Origin of the sequence: Variovorax atrisoli 110B (assembly GCF_000382045.1) — a bacterium.
Lineage (GTDB): Bacteria > Pseudomonadota > Gammaproteobacteria > Burkholderiales > Burkholderiaceae_C > Variovorax > Variovorax atrisoli.
Genome location: NZ_KB907465.1, coordinates 1 through 19,632 on the forward strand (window position 1 = coordinate 1; position 19,632 = coordinate 19,632).

Annotated in this window: 14 protein-coding genes; 1 reads left to right on the top strand and 13 read right to left on the bottom strand. The window is 67.9% G+C overall.

Annotated elements, in window-relative coordinates:
• Positions 1–122: 122 nt before the first annotated feature.
• A complete protein-coding gene (locus tag G369_RS0130240) occupies positions 123–1,253 on the top strand; it encodes an IS110 family RNA-guided transposase (RefSeq protein WP_020723097.1) in 1,131 nt (376 codons plus the stop codon).
• A gap of 620 nt (positions 1,254–1,873) precedes the next feature.
• Here G369_RS0130240 and G369_RS0130245 read toward each other — a convergent pair.
• From G369_RS0130245 to G369_RS0130305, 13 genes are all read right to left on the bottom strand, one after another.
• Positions 1,874–2,515, bottom strand: a complete 642-nt coding sequence (locus G369_RS0130245) for a response regulator (protein WP_019657818.1) — start codon at positions 2,513–2,515, stop codon at positions 1,874–1,876.
• Entirely contained in the window at positions 2,512–3,933 is a 1,422-nt protein-coding gene (locus G369_RS0130250; RefSeq protein ID WP_019657819.1) for a cache domain-containing protein, read from the bottom strand. The genes G369_RS0130245 and G369_RS0130250 overlap by 4 nt, the downstream gene beginning before the upstream one ends.
• 37 nt (positions 3,934–3,970) lie before the next feature.
• A complete protein-coding gene (locus tag G369_RS0130255) occupies positions 3,971–5,218 on the bottom strand; it encodes an MFS transporter (RefSeq protein WP_019657820.1) in 1,248 nt (415 codons plus the stop codon).
• Between the two features lie 142 nt (positions 5,219–5,360).
• Positions 5,361–6,734 carry a HipA domain-containing protein gene (locus tag G369_RS36560; protein ID WP_080647939.1) on the bottom strand — a complete coding sequence of 458 codons (1,374 nt, stop codon included), beginning with the start codon at positions 6,732–6,734 and terminating at the stop codon, positions 5,361–5,363.
• A gap of 39 nt (positions 6,735–6,773) precedes the next feature.
• The gene (locus G369_RS38795) at positions 6,774–7,064 is read right to left on the bottom strand and encodes a hypothetical protein (protein WP_157773821.1); all 291 of its coding nucleotides are present in this window, start codon (positions 7,062–7,064) and stop codon (positions 6,774–6,776) included.
• A 33-nt stretch (positions 7,065–7,097) separates the two neighbouring features.
• Complete coding sequence (locus G369_RS0130270) at positions 7,098–8,036, bottom strand: DedA family protein/thiosulfate sulfurtransferase GlpE (protein WP_019657822.1); 939 nt, start codon at positions 8,034–8,036, stop codon at positions 7,098–7,100.
• A 132-nt stretch (positions 8,037–8,168) separates the two neighbouring features.
• Positions 8,169–9,566, bottom strand: coding sequence for a heavy metal sensor histidine kinase (locus G369_RS0130275; RefSeq protein WP_019657823.1), 1,398 nt, complete (start codon positions 9,564–9,566; stop codon positions 8,169–8,171).
• Positions 9,563–10,258, bottom strand: a complete 696-nt coding sequence (locus G369_RS0130280; protein WP_019657824.1) for a heavy metal response regulator transcription factor — start codon at positions 10,256–10,258, stop codon at positions 9,563–9,565. Before G369_RS0130280 ends, G369_RS0130275 begins: the two co-directional genes overlap by 4 nt.
• A gap of 53 nt (positions 10,259–10,311) precedes the next feature.
• Positions 10,312–13,485 carry an efflux RND transporter permease subunit gene (locus G369_RS0130285; protein WP_019657825.1) on the bottom strand — a complete coding sequence of 1,058 codons (3,174 nt, stop codon included), beginning with the start codon at positions 13,483–13,485 and terminating at the stop codon, positions 10,312–10,314.
• A complete protein-coding gene (locus G369_RS0130290; RefSeq protein WP_019657826.1) occupies positions 13,482–14,720 on the bottom strand; it encodes an efflux RND transporter periplasmic adaptor subunit in 1,239 nt (412 codons plus the stop codon). Before G369_RS0130290 ends, G369_RS0130285 begins: the two co-directional genes overlap by 4 nt.
• A 4-nt stretch (positions 14,721–14,724) precedes the next feature.
• Positions 14,725–16,233 (bottom strand): efflux transporter outer membrane subunit, encoded by a 1,509-nt coding sequence (locus G369_RS0130295; protein WP_019657827.1) that lies wholly within the window; start codon positions 16,231–16,233, stop codon positions 14,725–14,727.
• Positions 16,234–16,877: 644 nt separating this feature from the next.
• Entirely contained in the window at positions 16,878–17,888 is a 1,011-nt protein-coding gene (locus G369_RS0130300; protein ID WP_019657828.1) for an aldo/keto reductase, read from the bottom strand.
• Between the two features lie 99 nt (positions 17,889–17,987).
• Positions 17,988–19,571 carry an alkaline phosphatase D family protein gene (locus G369_RS0130305; protein ID WP_019657829.1) on the bottom strand — a complete coding sequence of 528 codons (1,584 nt, stop codon included), beginning with the start codon at positions 19,569–19,571 and terminating at the stop codon, positions 17,988–17,990.
• Positions 19,572–19,632 lie beyond the last annotated feature (61 nt).

Sequence of the window (19,632 nt, forward strand, 5' to 3'; positions counted from 1 at the left end):
TTAGACATCATGGTCGCGCTGCTTGCGAAGCGGCCGGTCTCCGCTGACGTAGGTTGCAAGCGAGCTTGCCGAGCTACATGCTGGAGACCGTGGTCACTACCAGCAAGGAAAGGAGACCGGCCATGCAAGAGATTAGCAAGATCCACGTGGGTTTGGACGTTCACAAGGACAGCATTGCCGTTGCAGTGGCTGAGCCCGGGCGAGCGGCAGCCAAGGTGATCGGCACGATCAGGCACGACGTTCCCAAGCTGCTGAAGTTGCTCGTCAAACTAGGCAACACCGAAGCCGTGCATGTGGTCTATGAGGCAGGTCCCACTGGTTGGGGCCTGCAGCGTGCCTTGACGGCCAAGGGTTACAGCTGCGAGGTCATTGCGCCGTCGAAGATGCCTCGACGTCCCGGAGACCGCATCAAGACCGACCGGCGCGACTGCGCGCAATTGGCCGAGTGCTCGCGTGCGGGACAACTGCGCGCGGTGTGGGTGCCTCGACCTGAGGACGAAGCCATTCGAGACCTGGCACGCGCCCGCGAAGATGCGCTGAACGACCGGCGCCAATTGCGCCAACAGCTCAAGGCCCTGCTGTTGCGCCACGACGTGCGCTTCCCGGGCAAGACCTCCTGGACGCAGGCGCACCATGCATGGCTCGGGAAGCTGAACTTCTCCGAGGTGGCAACGCAGGCAGCATTTATGGACTACTGGATGGCTGTGCAGGCTAGCGATGAACGCCTCAAGCGCCTGAGCTCAGCACTGCTCGAGTACGTCAAGAATTGGCGCTTTGCGCCACAGGTATCGGCGCTGCAGGCGCTGCGAGGCATCGACGTGACCTGCGCCATCGCACTGGTGGCCGAGATCGGGGACTTCAGCCGCTTCGATCATCCGCGCAAGCTCATGGGTTACCTGGGTCTGGTGCCCTCGGAACGCTCCAGCGGTGAGCGCACTGCACGAGGCAGTATCACCAAGACTGGCAACGCGCATGCGAGAAGGATGCTGAGCGAGGCGGCGTGGAGCTACCGCTTCAAGCCACGATTGGGTGAGCGTGCACGTCGGCGCCAGGAAGGCTTGAGCCAGCAGCTGTGCGCTATTGGCTGGACGGCGCAGCTACGCCTGACGCAGCGCTTCGCAAAGCTCGACGCCCGTGGAGTGCACAGGAACAAGGTGTGTGTGGCCGTGGCGCGTGAACTCACCGGCTTCGTGTGGGCAGTTGCTCAGGCGGCGGACACCCCATTGCAGGCAACACAAGGAGGCACGACATGAGCGAGATCGATTCGGTGATGCGACCCACGCACCCGGCAGGGCAACCCTCGTAATGGCTGCATAGGCTCCGAAAGGATGATCCACGACTTTTAGAGCGAGGCAGGCCCGCGACGGATCGATGAAGTGCCGGTAGCCAATCCGCGGATATGAGCATGATTCATCGTCGCTTGCGCGCTCGGGTCGCATCACCCGATCGATCTCATATGAGAAAAACTTAAATCCTCTTCGTTGACGGCAGCGACCATATGAGCCATTTGGTGTGCCCTTTCTAAGGAGTTGCACGTCACTTGGTTAGACGGCTGAGGTGTTCGCGCACCTTGGCCGTCGCCTTTTGCGCCTCACGTTCGCGTCGATGCAGGTCGCACCAACAGCCCGCCGCAAGGCAATGCGGTTTCACTCAAGAGAAGTCTTCGTGTGCTCTGCCCTCCATGCCCACTAGGTGGGTCGTTCAACCACAGGGGCATTCACTGTATAGAAGACCAGGCTGCGCAGAAGTGACTTTCTGCCCAGAACCTGCCGATTCCTTCGCTTGATCGCGAGGCGGCGGCGTCAGTCCACAAAGCGCTGACAGTCGCGGGGTCGATCAGCGAAAAAGAGGCTGCAGAAGCGGCTGCGTCAACTCAGGAATCGCGCCCGAATTCGCGCGCATGTTCCACCGCGTACTTGATGAGCTCGGCCTGCCCCTCGATGCCCAGGCGGCGCTTGATGCTCTGCCGGTGCGCCTCCACCGTGCGCACGCTCAGGCCCAGGTCGCGCGCGATCTGCTTGCTCGATTCGCCTCGGCCCAGCGCCGAAAGAATCTCGCTCTCGCGCGGGGTGAGAAGCGGCCTGGGCTCCTGCGTGCGGAAGAGTTTTTTCGAAACGGCCGGGCTCAGGAATGTGCCGCCGGCCGACACGGCCTCGATGGCCGCGACGATCTCGGCCGCGGGCGCGTCTTTCAGCACGTAGCCGCGCGCGCCCACCTGCAGGGCCTTCTGCACGTACTCGGGGTTGTCGTACATGCTGAGCATCACGATGTGCGTCGCGCTATGGCGCTGCAGCAGCACTTGCGCAAGCTCGATGCCGTTCATGTCCTTCATGCCGACGTCCATCAGCATGAGGTCGGGCCGCACGCTGTCGACCAGTTCCAGCGCCTCGGCGGCGCTGCCGGCCTCGCCGACGATCTCCAGGTTGGGCATGGAGCCGAGCCGCGCGCGCAGGCCGTCGCGCACCAGCGGGTGGTCGTCGACAAGAAAGAGCCGGATGGTCTTGGCGGTGGTCATGCTTTGGCGCCTGCTGCGGGTGCATGGGCCTGCTGTTCGTGCTCGGCCGCTGCAGCCCTTGCGCTGCGGGCGGGCACTTCGGCTTCGATGGAGGTGCGCCCGGCGTTGCTGCACATGGTGAGCCTCCCGCCGATGGCTTCCATGCGCTCGCGCATGTTGCGCAGGCCGATGCCGCGCCTCGGGTCGAGCTGCACGGCCTGGATGTCGAAGCCGGTGCCGTCGTCGCTCACTTCAAGGCGCACGCCATCTTCTTCGTCGAAGTTCAGCGCAATGTGCACGTGCTGCGCGTTGGCGTGCTTGCGCACGTTGGTCAGCGCCTCCTGCGTGAGGCGGAAGAGCGCGGTCTTCACCTCGGGCTGCAGCTCGAAGGATTCGCCGCCGATCATCATCGATGCATCGACGCCGCCGCCCTCTTCCCTGAACTCGTCGACCAGCCGCTCCAGCGCGGCGGGCAGGCCCAGGGTGTCGAGCAAGGCGGGGCGCAGCCGGTGCGAGATGCGGCGCACTTCTATCAGCGAATCGTTGAGCCGCTGCAGCGCCTTGACCAGCGCGGGGGGCGTGGGCTGCTGCTGGCGGTCGAGCGATTCGACGGCCGATTCGATCAGCAGCTTGGCCGACACCAGCGTCTGGCTGGTGCCGTCGTGCAGCTCGCGCGCGAGGTGGCCGCGCTCTTCTTCCTGCGACTGCACCACGCGGCGCGCGAGCAGCCGCAGCTTGGCTTCGGCCGTGCGGTGTTCGCTGAGGTTGAGCAGCAGGCCGGCGGCGCTGACAACGCCGAGGCACAGCGCGGCAATGCCCGCTATCCACAGCAGCGTGGCGGTGACGTTGGCGTTCACCTGCCGGTCGAGGGTGTCCATGGTCGACTGGATGTCGTCGAGGTACAGGCCGGTGCCGACCATCCAGTTCCATCGCGGCAGCGCGGTCACGTAGCCGAGCTTGGGCGCCAGTTGGGCGCTCGAGGGCTTGCGCCATTCGTACTCGACGTAGCCGCCGCCGTTCTCCTTCGCGCCCTTGATGAGTTCCTGGATGGTGTAGCGGCCGTGCGAGTCGCGCAGCTCCCAGAGGTTCTGTCCGACCAGCTCAGGCTGGCGCGAGTGCATGAGGGACTTGCCCTCCAGGTCGTACACGAAGAAGTAGCCGTCGTCGCCGTAGTTGAGCGCGGCCAGCCGGCGCAGGGCCTCGGCACGGGTGGCCTCGTCGTCCTGGCCCGACTCGTACAGCGGCAGCAGGTTGCTCACGGCCAGGTCCACGTAGCTGCGCAGCTCGCTGCGGCGCTGGGCCATGTAGCTGTTCTCGATGAGGGCACGTTCGCGCTGGGCGAGGTCGTTCTCCTGGTGGCGCACCGCAAGGGCCACCAGCACCAGCGCCACGAGCAGCGGTGCGACGGCAAGCGCAACGATCTTGGTGCGGAGGTTCATCGGGTGGCAAGGCTACCACCCTGGCCGCGCGCCCCGGCTAGCCGCCGACCGCTGCGGGGGCCGCGCTGCGCCTGAACTCCGTCGCGTAGTACAGCAGCGCCACCAGCACATAACCGCCACCCAGCAGGCACAGCCCGCTCCACCCGTGGAAGGCATACACCGCGGCCGCGATACCCGAGGCCACGGCCGCGCAGATGAAGATGAAGGTCATGAACAGGCCGTTGAGCCGGCCGCGCAACTCGGGCGCGAGCATGAAAAGGCTGCGGAAGTTGAGCACCTGGCACAGCTGCACCGCGCCGTCGAGCAGGATGCCAGCCGCGACCAGGCCGGCCAGCGAGTGGTAGTGCATGGCGACCGCGCCCAGCACGAAGGAGAACAGCGCCACCGCGATGGCGACGCCGGTGGCCGGGCGGGTCAGCCCGCGGTCGGCCAGCCGGCCGGCGATGGGCGCCATCAGCGCACCGGCGGCACCGGCCAGCGCAAAGGCCGCGATGCCGCCCTGGCCCATGCCGAATTCATGCGCCAGCGCCAGCGGCACGGCCGTCCAGAAGGCCTGGAAGCCCGAGAACATCATTCCCTGGTATAGCCCGCGCCGGCGCAGCACGGGCGTGGTCCACACGATGCCCGGCAGCGAGGCCATGGTGCGCGCATAGCCCATCGACGCATGCGGGTGGCGCTGCGGCAGCGCGCGCCACAGCACGGCGATGAGCGTGGCCATGAGCACGGCCGACACCCAGAACACCGCGCGCCAGCCCAGTGCCGAAGCCACCATGCTGGCGAAGGGCCGGGCCAGCATGATGCCGCCCAGCAGGCCGGCCATGATGTTGCCGACCACCTTGCCGCGCGTGGCCTCGGGCGCGAGGTGCGAGGCGAAGGGCAGCAGCACCTGGGCCGCGACCGCGCAGGTGCCGACCACGAAGGAAGCGGCCAGGAAGGTGACGGCCGAGTTCGACAGCGCGATGCCCACCAGCCCGATCACCGCGCCGAAGAGCGCACCGACGATGAGCCTGCGGTTCTCGACCACGTCGGCCAGCGGCACCAGCAGCAGCAGGCCCGCGCCGTAGCCGAGCTGGGTGAGCGTCATGATGAGCCCGGCCAGTCCGGCGTGCAGCTGCAGCGTGTCGGAGATGGGGCCGATGAGCGGCTGGGCGTAGTAGATGTTGGCTACGCACAGGCCGCAGGCGACGGCGAAGACCAGCGTGAGGGCCGGGCTGAGGCCCGAGGCTGCGGATTGGGCGGAATGGCCGGGGTGGGCGGCGCGTGGCGCGGAGGAAGGAGAGGACACGGAGGGATCCCGGTTGCGAGAGGTCTGCCCTCGGGTTAACCCGAGGGCCGGGCACCATAGCACGCGGGGCAGGTTTCTGCAGGCGTGGGCCTTGGGCCATGGACGCGCGTTGATCCCGTCTTGAAGCCCGGCCCTTGTGCGTTCAGCGCGGGTGGTCCATGGTGCGTGATGAATCCTCGTGCGTGAGGGGCTCGAGCGCAGGCAGCAGGGGCGTCACTATCTCAACAACCCGCCGGGCATTGCCGATGCCGATCTCGCGCATCGGGCCGGACAGCCGCGTGTCTGCGGCGGCCGACAACCAGAAGGCGTGCGAGGCACGGAACGCCTGCTCCCACACGTCGGACCTGGCTCCAAGGGATTGGAACGACGGGGTGACCAGCCTCAACTCCGGCTCGATGCCGCCGCCGACGGGCGCATACATCATCGGAAGCATGTCATAGGCCGGAGACACGTCACGGGGCTGGCCGTGCGCATCGGTCATGAGGGAAAGATTTTCGAAATGGCGATCGCCGTTGCCAATCAGCTCCGAGAAGGCTGTCAGGACGAGGACCTTGCGTACGGAGTCCGCCCCGAGAATCGCCGCCTCTTCGCATCGCTGAGCGAATGCTGGCCAGTTGTCCCGCATGCCGAACAACTCGTCGTCGATCGCGCCGGCGGAAATCATGCCCCGTCTTCCAAAGCGGCCCACTCGATCAAAACGCTCGACTTCGAGAAACCCATACCCGTCGCTTTCGAAATAGTGCGCTGACGCGGCCTCGATGCCGGCCTCTTGCAGCGCACACAAAGCCAGTTCCTCCAGGATGAGCAACTCCGACGATCTGGTCCCGACGCGGGCGAACTTCACGATGAGATGTCCGCGGGTTTCGGTTTCGCATGTGAACTTGGGTTGCTCGCCGCCCGCGCTGCTGCCAGCGCCCGTTTGGGTCGTGGAAGTCGCGAGTTCTGGATAGACCCGGGCAATGTCTGCGCTCGCGATCGGCGCGGCCTGTCGGGATGCCATGTGCGTGGCGAACGAATTGGCTCCCCACATGAGAGATCCCGGTACGTCCGAGCCCATGGAGCAAAGAAACTTCACGCGGTGATCGTCGGACCAGTCCCGCAAGGATGCAGGCACCCCCAGCTCCGCGGCAACCACCTTTGCGATCCGTGCGCCCAGGTACCCCGATGGTGCCGCGAACGCCATGGCCGGTGGCAGTCCTTCGTAAAGACGACTGTCCGGGCCATCCAGGTCAACCCAGGTACCGCCTCCACAAAGAAAACTGACCTTTCCCAATTCCGTCACCCGGCCCTCTTCGTCTACCCGAAATACCGGCTGGGGCGAAGGAACTGGGTCGCTGCGGAGAAGCGCGTAGCGTGGGGTTCGCACACCCGGTTCTCTGAAGCGGATGACTTCGCGTCCTAGTTCCTGAATAGTTCGGGAAAGGGTGGGCTGGCTCGTACCGAGAAGCGCCAGAAGATCGTTGGTTGGCCTCGGTCCCTGAGACAACGCCTGTCGAACAATGGCGATACGGTTCATCTCATTGCCTGCTTTCAGCGTGGTGTGGCGTTAAATGAATTATTGAATGAATAGTTCAGAGAATTGATGAAATTGTACCGAGATGCGCTTCTGTTCGCCCGGAAACGATGTGTCGTGTGCGTCATCGTCGGCGGGCGCCGAGGAGGCAAGCGCGCGGCAATCTCGTCTAGACGACGGTCCTTCGATCAGCGCAATGCGGTTGGCTGCCAGCGATGCGACAGCAAATCTCCGACGCGACCGGCCGACCGCAGGGCCTGGCGCCAACGTGAGCAAGACGAACTCGGCTTGCGGGTCGCCGGCCTTCGAGGTGATGCCGCTCACGTCGACCATGCGGCGCCACTTTGGGCCTTCCGCTGGAGCCGTTCAGTCGACCGTGGTCGGCCGGCCCGAGGCCACCCAGGCGTCGAGCCCGCCGGTCAGCGGCAGGGCCCGCCGCGCACCGCGCGCCAGCAGCACGCGCGCAGCCTGCGCGGCCGACACCTCGTTGGGGCAGTTGCAGTACAGCACCACGTCGCGCCCCGCCGCGTGCGACAGGTCGAGGCTGCGCTGCTGCAGCGCCTTGAGTGTGTACGACTGCGCGCCCGGAATGCGGCGCGGATCGACCTGTACGCCGGCCTTGCCGCGCACGTCGATCACCAGCGGGGGCTCTTCGCCGCTGAGCAGCTCGTGCAGCTCTTCCACCGAGATGCGGGGCATGCCCGTGAGCCGCATGAAGGCGCGGCGGCGCCAGTAGCGCACCGCCAGAATCACGAGCACCACCACACCCAGCGCGGCGGTGGCCACGCCGCCGGCCTGCGCCATGATGGCCAGAACCTCCTGGATCTGGTTGCGGAACACCCAGCCCAGCCCGAGGAAGAGCCCGGTCCACACCAGCGCCGCACCCACGTCGAAGCCGATGAAGCGCCGCACCGACATGCCCAGCGCCCCGGCCATCGGCGGAGCCACCACCGACACGCCCGGCACGAACTTGGCGGCCACCAGCGAGAGACCGCCCCAGTCGGAAATGAGCGATTCACCGCGCCGCACGCAGGAGTCGGGCGAAAGGGAGATGCGGCACAGCAGGCGCATGAAGCGGTAGCCGAAGCGCCGCCCGGCATAGAACCACGCCCCGTCGCCCAGCAGGTTGGCGATGACGGCCGCCACCACGACTCCGGCCACGGAGACATCGCCCGCCGCGAGCAGCGCGCCAGTGAGCACCAGCACCGCTGCGGCCGGCACCGGCAGGCCCAGCCGCGCGGCGAAGCTGGCGGCAAAAACCACCAGGATCGCGTTCTGCACGAGCAGGGACATCAGCTGTGCCATGGCTGCCCTTGTCTTGGCCCGGATGCGGGCGGAAATTGCGGTGGTTGCGTGCTGTTCATGCCGGCAGCGATTCTCCGGCATGGCCCAAGAACGTACCGGGCACAGGCCATTGCCTGGCGCCTTCAGCCATCGTCAGCCGGCCGTTTTCTCGGGGGAGCGCGATACGCTGAAGCCGAAGGTATTCCAACCTTCTTCGCTTGATGCACTCACCTGCCCGCCGTGCATGCTCGCCACGGCCTTCACGATGGCCAGCCCAAGCCCATGGCCGTGGTGCTCGCCGCCGTCGTTGCGGGCCTCGTCGACGCGATAGAACCGGTCGAACAGGTGCTGCAGGTGCTGCGCGTCGATGGGCTCGCCGGGGTTCGACACGGTGATCCAGGTGGCAGCGGCCTCCTCACGCAGCCTCACGGCGATCTGCGCGCCGGGCTGCGAATGCTCGATGGCGTTCTGCAGCAGGTTCGACATCGCGCGACGGAAGAGCGCGCTCTCCAGCCGGGCCTCGGCCTGCACGTCGCCCTCGATGACGACCTGGGCGCGCGTCTCGTCGAGCACGAACTCGAAGAACTCGATGGTCTTGCGCACCTCCAGCGCCACGGGCGTGAGCACCAGCCCGGTCGCCACCTCGCCGCGGTCGGCGCGCGCGAGGAAGAGCATGTCGTTGACGATGGAGCGCACCCGCTCCAGGTCTTCGAGGTTGGCCTGCAGCACCTCCTGGAACTCGACCGCGCTGCGCTGGCGCGACAGCGCCACCTGCGTGCTGCCGATGAGGTTGGCCAGCGGCGTGCGCAGCTCGTGCGCCACGTCGGCGTTGAAGGCTTCGAGCTGGCCGTAAGCCTCCTCCAGCCGGCTCAGCGCGCCGTTGAACGCTTCGGCCAGCGCCGAGAGTTCGACCGGCAGACGCTCCACCTGCAGCCGCTGCGACAGCGTCTTGGGCCGCAGCGCCTGTGCCTCCCTCGACAGCCGCTCAAGCGGCCGCAGCCCCAGCTGCGCGATCCAGTAGCCCGCCGCGGCCACCACCAGCACCGCGCACAACCCGAGCCCGACCAGCGCAGTCAAAAAGTTCTGGCGCGTGCGCGCATAGGGCTCGGTGTTGCGCCCGACGATGAGACGCACGGCCGGACGCTGCTCGAAGGGGTCGATGTGCACCGACAGGGTACGGAAGGGCCGCTCCTGCCCCGGCAGCTCGATCACGCTGGTGTGGCCGTTGGCCTGGCGCGTGAGCCCGTCGATCTCGGCCAGGCCCTTGCCGTACTGGAAGCGCGGGTCGTCGCTGAGAACCCAGAAGCGCACGCTGCCGTCCTCGGGCGTGAGCGCGTCCATGCGCGCCTGCACGCGCGGCCAGCGCTCGGGGCTGCCGATGGCCTTGATCCAGAACTGCAGGCTCTTGAGGGTGGTGTCGAGCTCCTCGTACTGATGCCGCTCCAGCTCGCGCGCCAGCACGCTGTGCAGCGCGAAGCCGGCCAGCGCGAAGGTTGCGAGCGCCACCGCCGCGAACATCAGCACCAGCCGCGCGGTGATGGAGCGCTTCACGGGGCCGCGCCCTCCCCTGCTCCCTCGCGCAGCTCCATCACGTAGCCCATGCCCCGGATGGTGTGCAGCAGCTTCGGACTGAAGGGCGCGTCGATCTTGTCGCGCAGCCGCTTGATGGCCACCTCGACCACGTTGGTGTTGCTGTCGAAGTTCATGTCCCACACCAGTTCGGCGATGGCGGTCTTCGAGAGGATCTCGCCCTGGCGGCGCGCCAGCACGGCCAGCAGCGCGAACTCCTTGGCGGTGAGGTCGATGCGGGTGCTGCCCCTGAAGGCTTTTCGCGCCAGCAGGTCGATCTGCAGGTCGGCGATGCGCAGCTGCATCGGCTCCTGCTTGCGGCCGCGGCGGTTGAGCGCCTGCAGCCGCGCCAGCAGCTCGAGAAAGGAGAAGGGCTTGACGAGGTAGTCGTCGGCCCCTTCGTGCAGGCCCTTGATGCGGTCTTCGACGCGGTCGCGCGCGGTGAGCATGATGACCGGCGTCTGCTTCACGGCACGCAGCGCGCGCAGCACCGAGAAGCCGTCCTGCCCCGGCAGCATCACGTCGAGCACGATCACGTCGTACTCGTGCGTGAGCGCGAGGTGCTGGCCGTCGATGCCGTTGTGTGCCATGTCGACGGTGCAGCCCTGCTCGGTCAGCCCCTTGGAGAGGTAGTCCGCGGTTCTCAGTTCGTCTTCGACTATCAGGATCTTCATGGCGCTTTCTGCCCTCTTGTCTTTGTCTCCACCCCCGCGATCTCAGCCGGTGTTCATCCGTGCACCTCGGCGGGCACGGGGGCCTTGCCTTGCTTCGCTGCCTTGCGGGCCTTGCGCGCTTCCTTGCGGCGCAGGTACCAGTAGTGGGCGCGGTCGAGGTACAGGTAGACCACCGGAGTCGTGAAGAGGGTGAGCGCCTGCGAGAGTATCAGCCCGCCGACCATCGCGTAGCCCAGCGGCCGGCGCAGCTCGGAGCCGGAGCCGTGGCCCAGCATCAGCGGCAGGCCCGAGAGCAGCGCGCACATGGTGGTCATCATGATCGGGCGGAAGCGCAGCAGGCAGGCCTGGTAGATGGCGTCGTGCGGCGTCATGCCCTGCTCGCGCTCGGCCTTGAGCGCGAAGTCGATCATCATGATGCCGTTCTTCTTCACGATGCCGATGAGCAGGATGATGCCGATGAGCGCGATCACGCTCAGGTCGTAGCCGCCCGCCATCAGGATGAGCAGCGCGCCCACACCGGCCGAGGGCAGCGTCGAGAGAATCGTCAGCGGGTGGATGTAGCTCTCATACAGCAGGCCCAGCACGATGTACACCGCCACCAGAGCCGCCGCGATCAGGTAGGGCTGGGTGGCCAGCGAATCCTGGAAGGCCTGCGCCGTGCCCTGGAACGAGCCGGTGAGCGACTGCGGCAGCCCCATGTCGGCCTGCGCCTTGTTGATGGCGTTCACCGCGTCGCCCAGCGCGTGGCCCGGCGCGAGGTTGAACGAGATGGTCACGGCCGGGAACTGGCCCTGGTGGCTGATCGAGAGGTAGGCAGTCTTGCTGGTGTCCACCTTCACGAAGGTCGACAGCGGCACCTGCTGGCCGGTGATGGGCGAGTTCAGGTACAGCTTGCTGAAGAGCGCCGGGTCCTGCTGCAGCGCGGGCGTGACCTCCAGCACCACGTGGTAGCTGTTGAGCTGGGTGAAGTACTGCGCCACCTGGCGCTGGCCGATGGCGTCGTACAGGGTCGCGTCGATGGTGGCCGGCGAGATGCCGAAGCTCGATGCGCGGTCGCGGTCGATGGTGAGCACGGCCGAAGCGGCGGCGTTCTGCTGGTCGGTGGCCAGGTCGGTGATCTCGGGCAGCTGCCTGAAGCGCTCCAGCAGCTTCGGCGCCCAGGTGTTGAGCTCGTCGAGGTTGGCGTCGGTCACCGTGTACTGGTACTGCGTGCGCGATGCGCGGCCGCCCACGCGGATGTCCTGCCCGGCCTGCAGGAACAGGTTCACGCCCTGCACCTTGGCCAGTTGCGGGCGCAGCCGCGCGATGATCTCGTCGGCGGTGGCGGTGCGGCCCTCGTCCTTGGGCTTCAGGCTGATGTAGAAGTTGCCGGTGTTGTAGGTGGAGGAGCTGCCGTTCATGCCGAAGCCGGTCACGTCCGGGTCCTTGCGCACCACGTCGGCCAGCTCGACCATGCGGGCGTTCATCGACGCGAAGGAAGCGTCCTGCGCCGATTCGGCGAAGCCCGAGATGAAGCCCGTGTCCTGCTGCGGGAAGAAGCCCTTGGGAATGAAAACGAACAGCACGCCCGTGGCCGCCACCGTGGCGATGAAGGTCATGAGCGTGATGAACTGGTGGTCGAGCACCACGTGCAGCCCGCGCTTGTAGGCGCCGAGCATGGCGTCGAAGCCGCGCTCGAAGAGCTGGTAGAGCCGCCCGTGCTTGCTGCCGTGCTCGTTCTTCAGGAAGCGCGAGCACAGCATGGGCGTGAGCGTGAGCGAGATCACCACGCTGACCACGATGGTGAGCGTGACCGTCACCGCGAACTCGCGGAACAGCCGCCCCACGATGCCGCCCATGAGCAGCAGCGGAATGAACACCGCCACCAGCGACACCGAGATGGAGATGATGGTGAAGCCGATCTCGCCCGCGCCCTTGTACGCGGCCTCGACCGCCGACATGCCCTCTTCCACGTAGCGGTAGATGTTCTCCAGCATCACGATGGCGTCGTCCACCACGAAGCCGACCGCGATGGTCAGCGCCATGAGCGAGAGGTTGTCGAGGCTGTAGCCCAGCAGGTACATCACCGCCACCGTGCCCAGCAGCGCGAGCGGCACCGTCACGCTGGGGATGAGCGTGGCCGGCACGTTGCGCAGGAACACGAAGATCACGGCCACCACCAGCGCGATGGTCAGCAGCAGCGTGAACTCCACATCCTTCACCGAGGCGCGGATGGTCTGGGTGCGGTCGATGATGGCGTTGACCTCCACCGTCGGCGGGATCGAGGCCTTCAGCCTGGGCAGCGCGGCATTGATGCGGTCCACCGTCTCGATGACGTTGGCGCCCGGCTGCTTGGTGATGGCCAGCACGATGGAGCGGCCGTTCTGCACGCTGCTGCCCTCAGGGGCGGCAGCGCCGGCATAAGCCCAGCCGGCGATCTTGGCGTTCTCGGGGCCGTCCACCGCCACGCCCAGGTCGCTCACGCGGATGGGCGCGCCGTTGCGGTAGGCCAGCACCACGTCGTTCCACGGCTTGGCCTTCAGCAGCTGGTCGTTCGTGTAGACGGTGAAGCTCTGGTTGGGCCCGTCGATGGTGCCCTTGGGCGCGTTGACGGTGGCCGATGCGAGCACGGTGCGCACGTCTTCCAGGCTCAGGCCCAGCGCCGCGAGCTTGGCCGGATCGACCTGCACCCGTACCGCCGGCTTCTGCACGCCGCCGATGTTGACCAGGCCCACGCCCGAGATCTGCGAGATCTGCTGCGCGAGGATGTTGTCGGCGTAGTCGTTCACCTCGGTCAGCGGCAGCGTCTTCGACTGCACCGAGAGGATGAGGATGGGCGAGTCGGCCGGGTTCACCTTGCGGAAGGTCGGCGGGCTCGGCAGGTTGGCCGGCAGCTGGCCGGTCGATGCATTGATGGCGGCCTGCACGTCGAGCGCGGCGGCGTCGATGTTGCGGTCGAGGTCGAACTGCAGCGTGATCTGCGTGGAGCCCAGGCCGCTGGTCGAGGTCATCTGCGACAGCCCCGCGATCAGCGAGAACTGCCGCTCCAGAGGCTGCGCCACGTTGGACGCCATGGTCTCCGGACTGGCGCCCGGCAGGTTGGCCGAGACCTGGATGGTCGGGAAGTCGACCTGCGGCAGCGGCGCCACCGGCAGCAGCGGAAACACCGCCGCGCCGACCAGCAGGATGGCCAGCGCCAGCAGCGTGGTGCCGATGGGGCGCTTGATGAATGCGGCGGAAATGCTCAATTGCTGCTCCCGCTGCTGCTGGCGACCTTGGCTGCGTCCTTCACCGCATCCTTCACCGCGCTCTTGGCGGCGGGTGGCGGCTCGACGATGGTGGCGCCGGGCTTGAGCTTGTACTGGCCGTCGATCACCACGCGCTGGCCGGCCTCCAGGCCCTTGTCGATCACGGCGGTGCCGTCGGCGATCTGCACCACGTGCACCGGCACGTTGGCGACCTTGTTCTCTGCATCGACGGCCCAGACGTAGGTGCTGTCCTGGCCGCGCTGCACCGCTGCAGCGGGCAGCGTGAGCGAGTCGGCCCGGCGGTCGAGCTGCAGCCGCACGTTGACGAACTGGCCCGGCCACAGCGTGTGCTGCGGGTTGGCGAAGCTGCCCTTGAGCTGCACGGTGCCGCTGGTGGTGTCGATCTGGTTGTTCAGCAATATCAGCTTGCCGGTGCCCAGCATCTGCGTGCCGCTGCGGTCGTAGGCCACCACCGAGAGCGGCTGGCTGCTCTGCTGCTGCACGCGGTTGATGTCCTGCACGGCCTCTTCGGGCAGAGTGAATTGCACGGCGATCGGGTCGATCTGGTTGATGACGACCAGGCCGTTGGCATCGGTGGCGTGCACGATGTTGCCCGGGTCCACCAGCCGCGCACCCACGCGGCCGTTCATGGGCGAGGTGATGCGCGTGAAGCTCAGCTGCACCTCGGCGTACTGAACCTGGGCCGCGTCGTTCTGCACGGCGGCTTCGAGCTGGTTGACCAGGGCTTTCTGCGTATCGACCTGCTGCTGCGTGGCGGCGTCCTGCGAGAGCAGCGTGGTGTAGCGCTTGAGGTCGGCGCGGGCGTTGGTCAGCGTGGCCTGGTCCTTCGCCCGCGTCGCCTGCGCCTGCGCGAGCTGGGCCTGCAGCGTGCGCGGGTCGAGCTGGGCGAGCAGCTGGCCGGCCTTCACGTCCTGCCCTTCGACGAAGCCGACCTTGTCGAGCTGGCCGTCGATGCGCGCCTTGACGGTCACGGTGGCCATCGAGGCGACGGTGCCGATGCCCGAGCGATAGACCTGCACGGTCTGCGGCGTGACGCGCGCGGTGGTCACCTGCACGGGCGGGCTCTTCGGCGCATCGGGCTTGGCTGCGTTGGCGGCGTGGTGGGTCAGCGCCCATGCGCCGCCGCCGAGCACGAGCACCAGGGTGGCGGTCGCGAGCCAGGTGGAGCGTCTCTGGAACAAGGAAGGCGTGGTGGTTTCTGCGTTCGTCGTCATGGCATCAATTCCCGGAAGTCTTAGGTGCGGCGTCTGCTGCGGTGGCGGCAGCGGCGGCGGCGGCATTCCAGCCGCCGCCCGTGGCCGCGATCAGCGAGACGCTGGCGGCCAACTGGCGGCCGAGCACCTGCGCGGCCGTGCGCTGGTTGGTGAGCGAGAGCGTCTGCGCAGTGACCACGCTGAGGTAGGTGGCGGTGCCTGCGCGGTACTGGCTCAGTGCCATGCGCTCGGCGAGCTGGGCGGCGCGCACGGCGTCGGCCTGCAGCGCGGATTCGTTGTCGAGCACGCGCAGGGTGGCGAGGTTGTCTTCCACCTGCTGGAAGCCCGCGAGCACGGTCTGCTTGTATTGCGCGACGGAGGCGTCGTAGGCGGCCACGGCCTGGTCGGTGTGGGCCTTGCGCAGGCCGCCGTCGAACACGGTCTGCGCCAGTGCCGCGCCCAGCGACCACACGCGGCTGGGCGTGTTGAACAGCGTGCCCAGCGTGGCCGCGCTGAAGCCGCCGCTGGCACTGAGCACGATCTGCGGGTAGTAGGCGGCCTTGGCGACGCCGATGTTGGCGTTGGCGGCCTGCACGCGGCGCTCTGCGCCGGCGATGTCGGGGCGGCGCTCCAGCAGTTCCGAAGGCAGGCCGGCGGGGGTCACCGGCAGTTGCAGGTGCAGCGCGGCGGCCGACGAAAGCGATTCGGCGGTCGGCGGGTTCGACGAGCTTTCGAGCGGCGCCAGCGAGAACGACGCAGGCGCCTGCCCGGTCAGCACCGCGATGGCGTGTTCGAGCTGGCTGCGCTGGGCTTCGAGGTCGACGGCCTGCGCCTGCGCGGTCTTGAGCTGGCTCTCGGCCAGCGCAACGTCTGAGCGCAGCACGGTGCCTGCGGCGTACTGGTGCTGCGTGAGCTCGAGCGCCTTGGCGTAGGCGGCGGTGGTGCTCGCGTAGAGGTTGCGCTGCAGGTCGATCACGCGGATCTGCAGGTAGTCCTGCGCCAGCGTGGTCTGGATGCTGAGCCGCGCGCCGGCCAGGTCGTCGGCGCTGGCCTGCACGCCGGCATTGCCGGCCTCCACCGAGCGGCGCACCGCGCCCCAGATGTCGGGCTCCCAGCTCGCGGCGAGGCCCAGGGTGTCGGTGGTGCCGAGCTTGACGGTGCCGGTGTTGTTGGTCTGCGAGCGCGTGGCGCCGGCGTTGAGGCCCACCGTGGGGAAGAAGCCAGCCCGCGCCGCGGCGGCCAGCGCCTGCGCCTGGCGGTACTGCGCCTCGGCCACGCGGATGTTCTGGTTGGCCGCGTTGGCCTGCACGATCAGCGCACTGAGCGTGCTGTCGCCGAAGGCGTCCCACCAGGGATGGTCGGCGTCGATGGTCTGCGGGGCGGCGGTCTTCCAGGGGCCGCCGGTTTCCTTGAAGGCGGCGGGTACGTCCAGCTGCGGGCGGACGTAGTCGGGGCCGACGGCGCAGCCCGCGAGGAGCAAGGCGGCCAGCGCGAGGGCCGCGCGCGGGAGGGGAGGTACGTCGGAGAAAACCATGATGAGGGCACTCTAGGTACCCCCGTCAAACCCCTCGCTGTCGACTAACTGACAGTTCTGAAAGAAATGGCCCTCCCCCCGGGGGAAATGGCTCTCCCCCAGGCTGCGCGCACTTCGTGTCGCTTTGCCAACCCCCTCCGGGGGCAACACCAGCGGCCCGGCAGAGCCGGTTCCGCGGTGTTCCTGGGCTTCCTCCCTCCCCCGCTGGGGGAGGGTTGGGGTGGGGGCACGACGGCGCTCATGGAACGCGGCGCCTGTTCAAGGGCCTGCCCCCATCCCGACCTTCCCCCAGAGGGGGAAGGAGGAAAACCTCTCACCGTGGCGCGTCGCCCTTGCACTACTCGGCGGTTATCTCTTCTCCCTCCCCCACTGGGGGGGGTTGGGGTGGGGGCACGACGGAGTTCAAGGAAGCGCGGAGCCTTTTCAAAGGCCTGCCCCCATCCCGGCCTTCCCCCAGAGGGGGAAGGGGGAAAACCTCTCTGCGTGGCGCGTCACCCTTGCACTACTCGGCGGTTATCTCTTCTCCCTCCCCCGCTGGGGGAGGGTCGGGGTGGGGGCACGACGGCGCTCAAGGAAGCGCGGAGCCTTTTCAAAGGCCTGCCCCCATCCCGGCCTTCCCCCGGAGGAGGAAGGAGACAAACCGCTCAGCGAGGGGCGTCGCCCTTGCGGTACTCGGCGGTCAGCTCGTCCAGCTTCTGCTTGAGCGCCGGGTCGAGCTTGTATTCCGCCGCCGCGATGGTCGCTTCGAGCTGGTCGGGGCGGCTTGCGCCGAGCAGCGGCGCGGTGATGAGCGGGTTCGCCATCACCCAGGCCACGGCCAGGGTGGCCAGCGGTACGCCGGCTTCGTCGGCGAGCTTGTGCAGCTGCGTGACGGTGTTGAAGCTGCGCTCGTTCCAGTAGCGGTCTTGATACATGCCGCCTGCGGTGCCGAGGGTGAAGCGGGTGTTCTCCTCGGGCTTGCTGCCGGGCTTGTACTTGCCGGTGAGCAGGCCGCCGGCCAGCGGGTTGTAGGGGATCACGCCCAGGCCCTCTTCCGCCGCGAGCGGCAGCAGCTCGCGTTCGATCTCGCGGAACAGCAGGCTGTAGCGCGGCTGAACCGACACATAGCGCGTGAGCCTCAGCAGGTCTGACTTGCCCAGCGCGCGGGCCAGACGGTAGGCCAGGAAGTTCGACACGCCGATGTAGCGCGCGCGGCCCGACTTCACGATGGTGTCGAGAGCCTCCAGGCTCTCTTCGAGCGGCGTCTCGCGGTCGTCCATGTGCAGCTGGTAGAGGTCGACGTGGTCGGTCTTCAGCCGCTTGAGCGAGGCGTCGATGGCGTCCAGCAGGTGCTTGCGCGACGCGCCCTGGTCCCAGCTGTTGGGGCCGACCTTGTTGACGGCCTTGGTCGCCAGAACGAAGCGGCGGCGGCCCGCGGGGCCCTGCTTCTCCAGCCAGTTGCCGATGATCTCCTCGGTGCGGCCTGCCGTCTCGATGGTGCCGCCGAGCGGGTAGACGTCGGCCGTGTCGAGGAAGTTGATGCCGCCTTCGGCCGCCTTGTCGAGGATCTGGTGCGATACGGCCTCGTCGGTCTGCAGGCCGAAGGTCATGGTGCCGAGGGCGAGGCGGGAGACGGTGAGGCCGGTGCGGCCGAGACGGGTGGAGGGAATGCTCATGGTGTTCGGTTCTCGCTCGGGAGGGAAGGAGATGAGATGGAAGGAAGGGAGCGGCGGCCATCATAGGCACGGCCGCGCAATCCTGCAGGCGGGCGAGGTTTAGCTGCCTTCGGCGTGCACGCCAGGCGCACCGCGCTCGACCGAGAAGCGGGCCATGGTGCCGACCGGCGAATCGGCCGTCTTCTCGTCCTCCACGGCGCGGAAATCGACCGTGGCGCCGCGCGCATCGAGCGTGGCGATCGCATAGCCGCGCCTGTCGGCCCGCCCGTAGCGCAGCTGCGGATTCTTCGAGAGCATGTTCGCCACGCTGGCAGCGCTCGGTCCTTCGGAGGTGATGGCGCCGCCGACGAACTCGGTCGCGACCAGCGGCCCCTGCTGCGCATCGCCGCGCCGCAGGTCGGCGGCCCAGAAGGCGTGCACGTCGCCGCTGGCGACCAGCGCATTGCCGCCGCGCGACTTGTGTTCGGCCAGCGCGTCGAGCAGGCGCGAGCGGGCTGCGGCATAGCCGTCCCAGCCGTCCATCCAGTAGCCGTGCTCTGGTCCGCGCTTGCGGTCGGCCTCGGCCAGCAGCGTGGGCTGGGCGAGCACGGTCCATCGCGCGGGCGGCGCGGCGAGTTCGCGGGCGAGCCAGGCCTCCTGCTGCGCGCCGAAGAGGCTGCGCTCGGGCGCGAGCCGGTCGGGGCAATCGGCCAGCGGCGAGGCACTGCGGCCGGAAAGGCAGACATGGTGCGAGCGGTACTGGCGCCCGTCGGTCAGCAGCATGTCGAGCATGCGGCCGAAGCGGTGCCGGCCGTAGATGAGCGCATCGGCCCCACGTGGACGCATGCTGGCGGGCACGGGCATGTGCTCGTACCACGCCTGATAGGCGGCTGCGCGGATCGCGAGGAACTGCGCAGGGTCGGCCGTGCGCGGCGACTCGTCGTTCGTGTAGTCGTTGGCCACCTCGTGGTCGTCCCAGGTCACGAGCCATGGGAAGGCCGCGTGAGCGGCCTGCAGCTGCGCATCGGCCTTGTAGAGCGCGTAGCGGTCGCGGAACCCGGCGAGCTGCGTCGGAATGCCGCCCTCGTGCCGGCGCACCTGGTGCGATTTGCGGGAGCTTTCGTAGATGTAGTCGCCCAGATGTACGACGAAGTCGAGCGGCTGCGCGGCCATGTCGCGGTAGGCGGCGTAGTAGCCCTGCTCGTAGTGCTGGCAGGAGGCGAAGGCGAAGCGCAGCTGTTGCAGGGCCTCGTCGTTGTCGCCTGGCGTGGTGCGCGTGCGGCCGGCGGGGCTGCGCGCGCCGCCGGCGGTGAAGCGGTACCAGTACCAGCGCGCCGGCGACAGGCCCTGCACCTCGACGTGCACCGAGTGCGCGAGCTCGGCTGTCGCGACGGCGCTGCCCTTCGCCACGATGCGCCTGAAACCCTCGTCGTCGGCCACCTCCCAGTTCACATCGACGGGCGCATCGCCCATGCCGCCGCCCTGCAGCGGATCGGGCGCGAGCCGCGTCCAGAGCACGAAGCCGTCGGCGCGCGGCACGCCAGAGGCCACGCCCAGCGTGAATGGATAGCGATCGCCCGATGTCGCGGCCGTGCCTGTCGTCGTCGCTGGCTGCGCCTTCAGCAGCAGGAACGGATGGCCCAGCGAAGCGGCCGCGAGCCCGCCGCACAGCAGGCGTCGGTGCGAGAGTCTTTCTTCCTTCATCCAGTGCAATGTCGTGCGCTTCGCTCGCTCCTGTCAATCGGGCGGCGCATGGGCGACGGCG

Bases quoted from the DNA above. Each gene is read 5' to 3' on its own strand.
- G369_RS0130290 (WP_019657826.1), bottom strand. From the start codon at position 14,720: ATGACGACGAACGCAGAAACCACCACGCCTTCCTTGTTCCAGAGACGC.
- G369_RS0130250 (WP_019657819.1), bottom strand. From the start codon at position 3,933: ATGAACCTCCGCACCAAGATCGTTGCGCTTGCCGTCGCACCGCTGCTC.
- G369_RS0130270 (WP_019657822.1), bottom strand. From the start codon at position 8,036: ATGGCACAGCTGATGTCCCTGCTCGTGCAGAACGCGATCCTGGTGGTT.
- G369_RS0130305 (WP_019657829.1), bottom strand. From the start codon at position 19,571: ATGAAGGAAGAAAGACTCTCGCACCGACGCCTGCTGTGCGGCGGGCTC.
- G369_RS0130240 (WP_020723097.1), top strand. From the start codon at position 123: ATGCAAGAGATTAGCAAGATCCACGTGGGTTTGGACGTTCACAAGGAC.
- G369_RS0130280 (WP_019657824.1), bottom strand. From the start codon at position 10,258: ATGAAGATCCTGATAGTCGAAGACGAACTGAGAACCGCGGACTACCTC.
- G369_RS38795 (WP_157773821.1), bottom strand. From the start codon at position 7,064: ATGGTCGACGTGAGCGGCATCACCTCGAAGGCCGGCGACCCGCAAGCC.
- G369_RS0130245 (WP_019657818.1), bottom strand. From the start codon at position 2,515: ATGACCACCGCCAAGACCATCCGGCTCTTTCTTGTCGACGACCACCCG.
- G369_RS0130295 (WP_019657827.1), bottom strand. From the start codon at position 16,233: ATGGTTTTCTCCGACGTACCTCCCCTCCCGCGCGCGGCCCTCGCGCTG.
- G369_RS36560 (WP_080647939.1), bottom strand. From the start codon at position 6,734: ATGAACCGTATCGCCATTGTTCGACAGGCGTTGTCTCAGGGACCGAGG.
- G369_RS0130300 (WP_019657828.1), bottom strand. From the start codon at position 17,888: ATGAGCATTCCCTCCACCCGTCTCGGCCGCACCGGCCTCACCGTCTCC.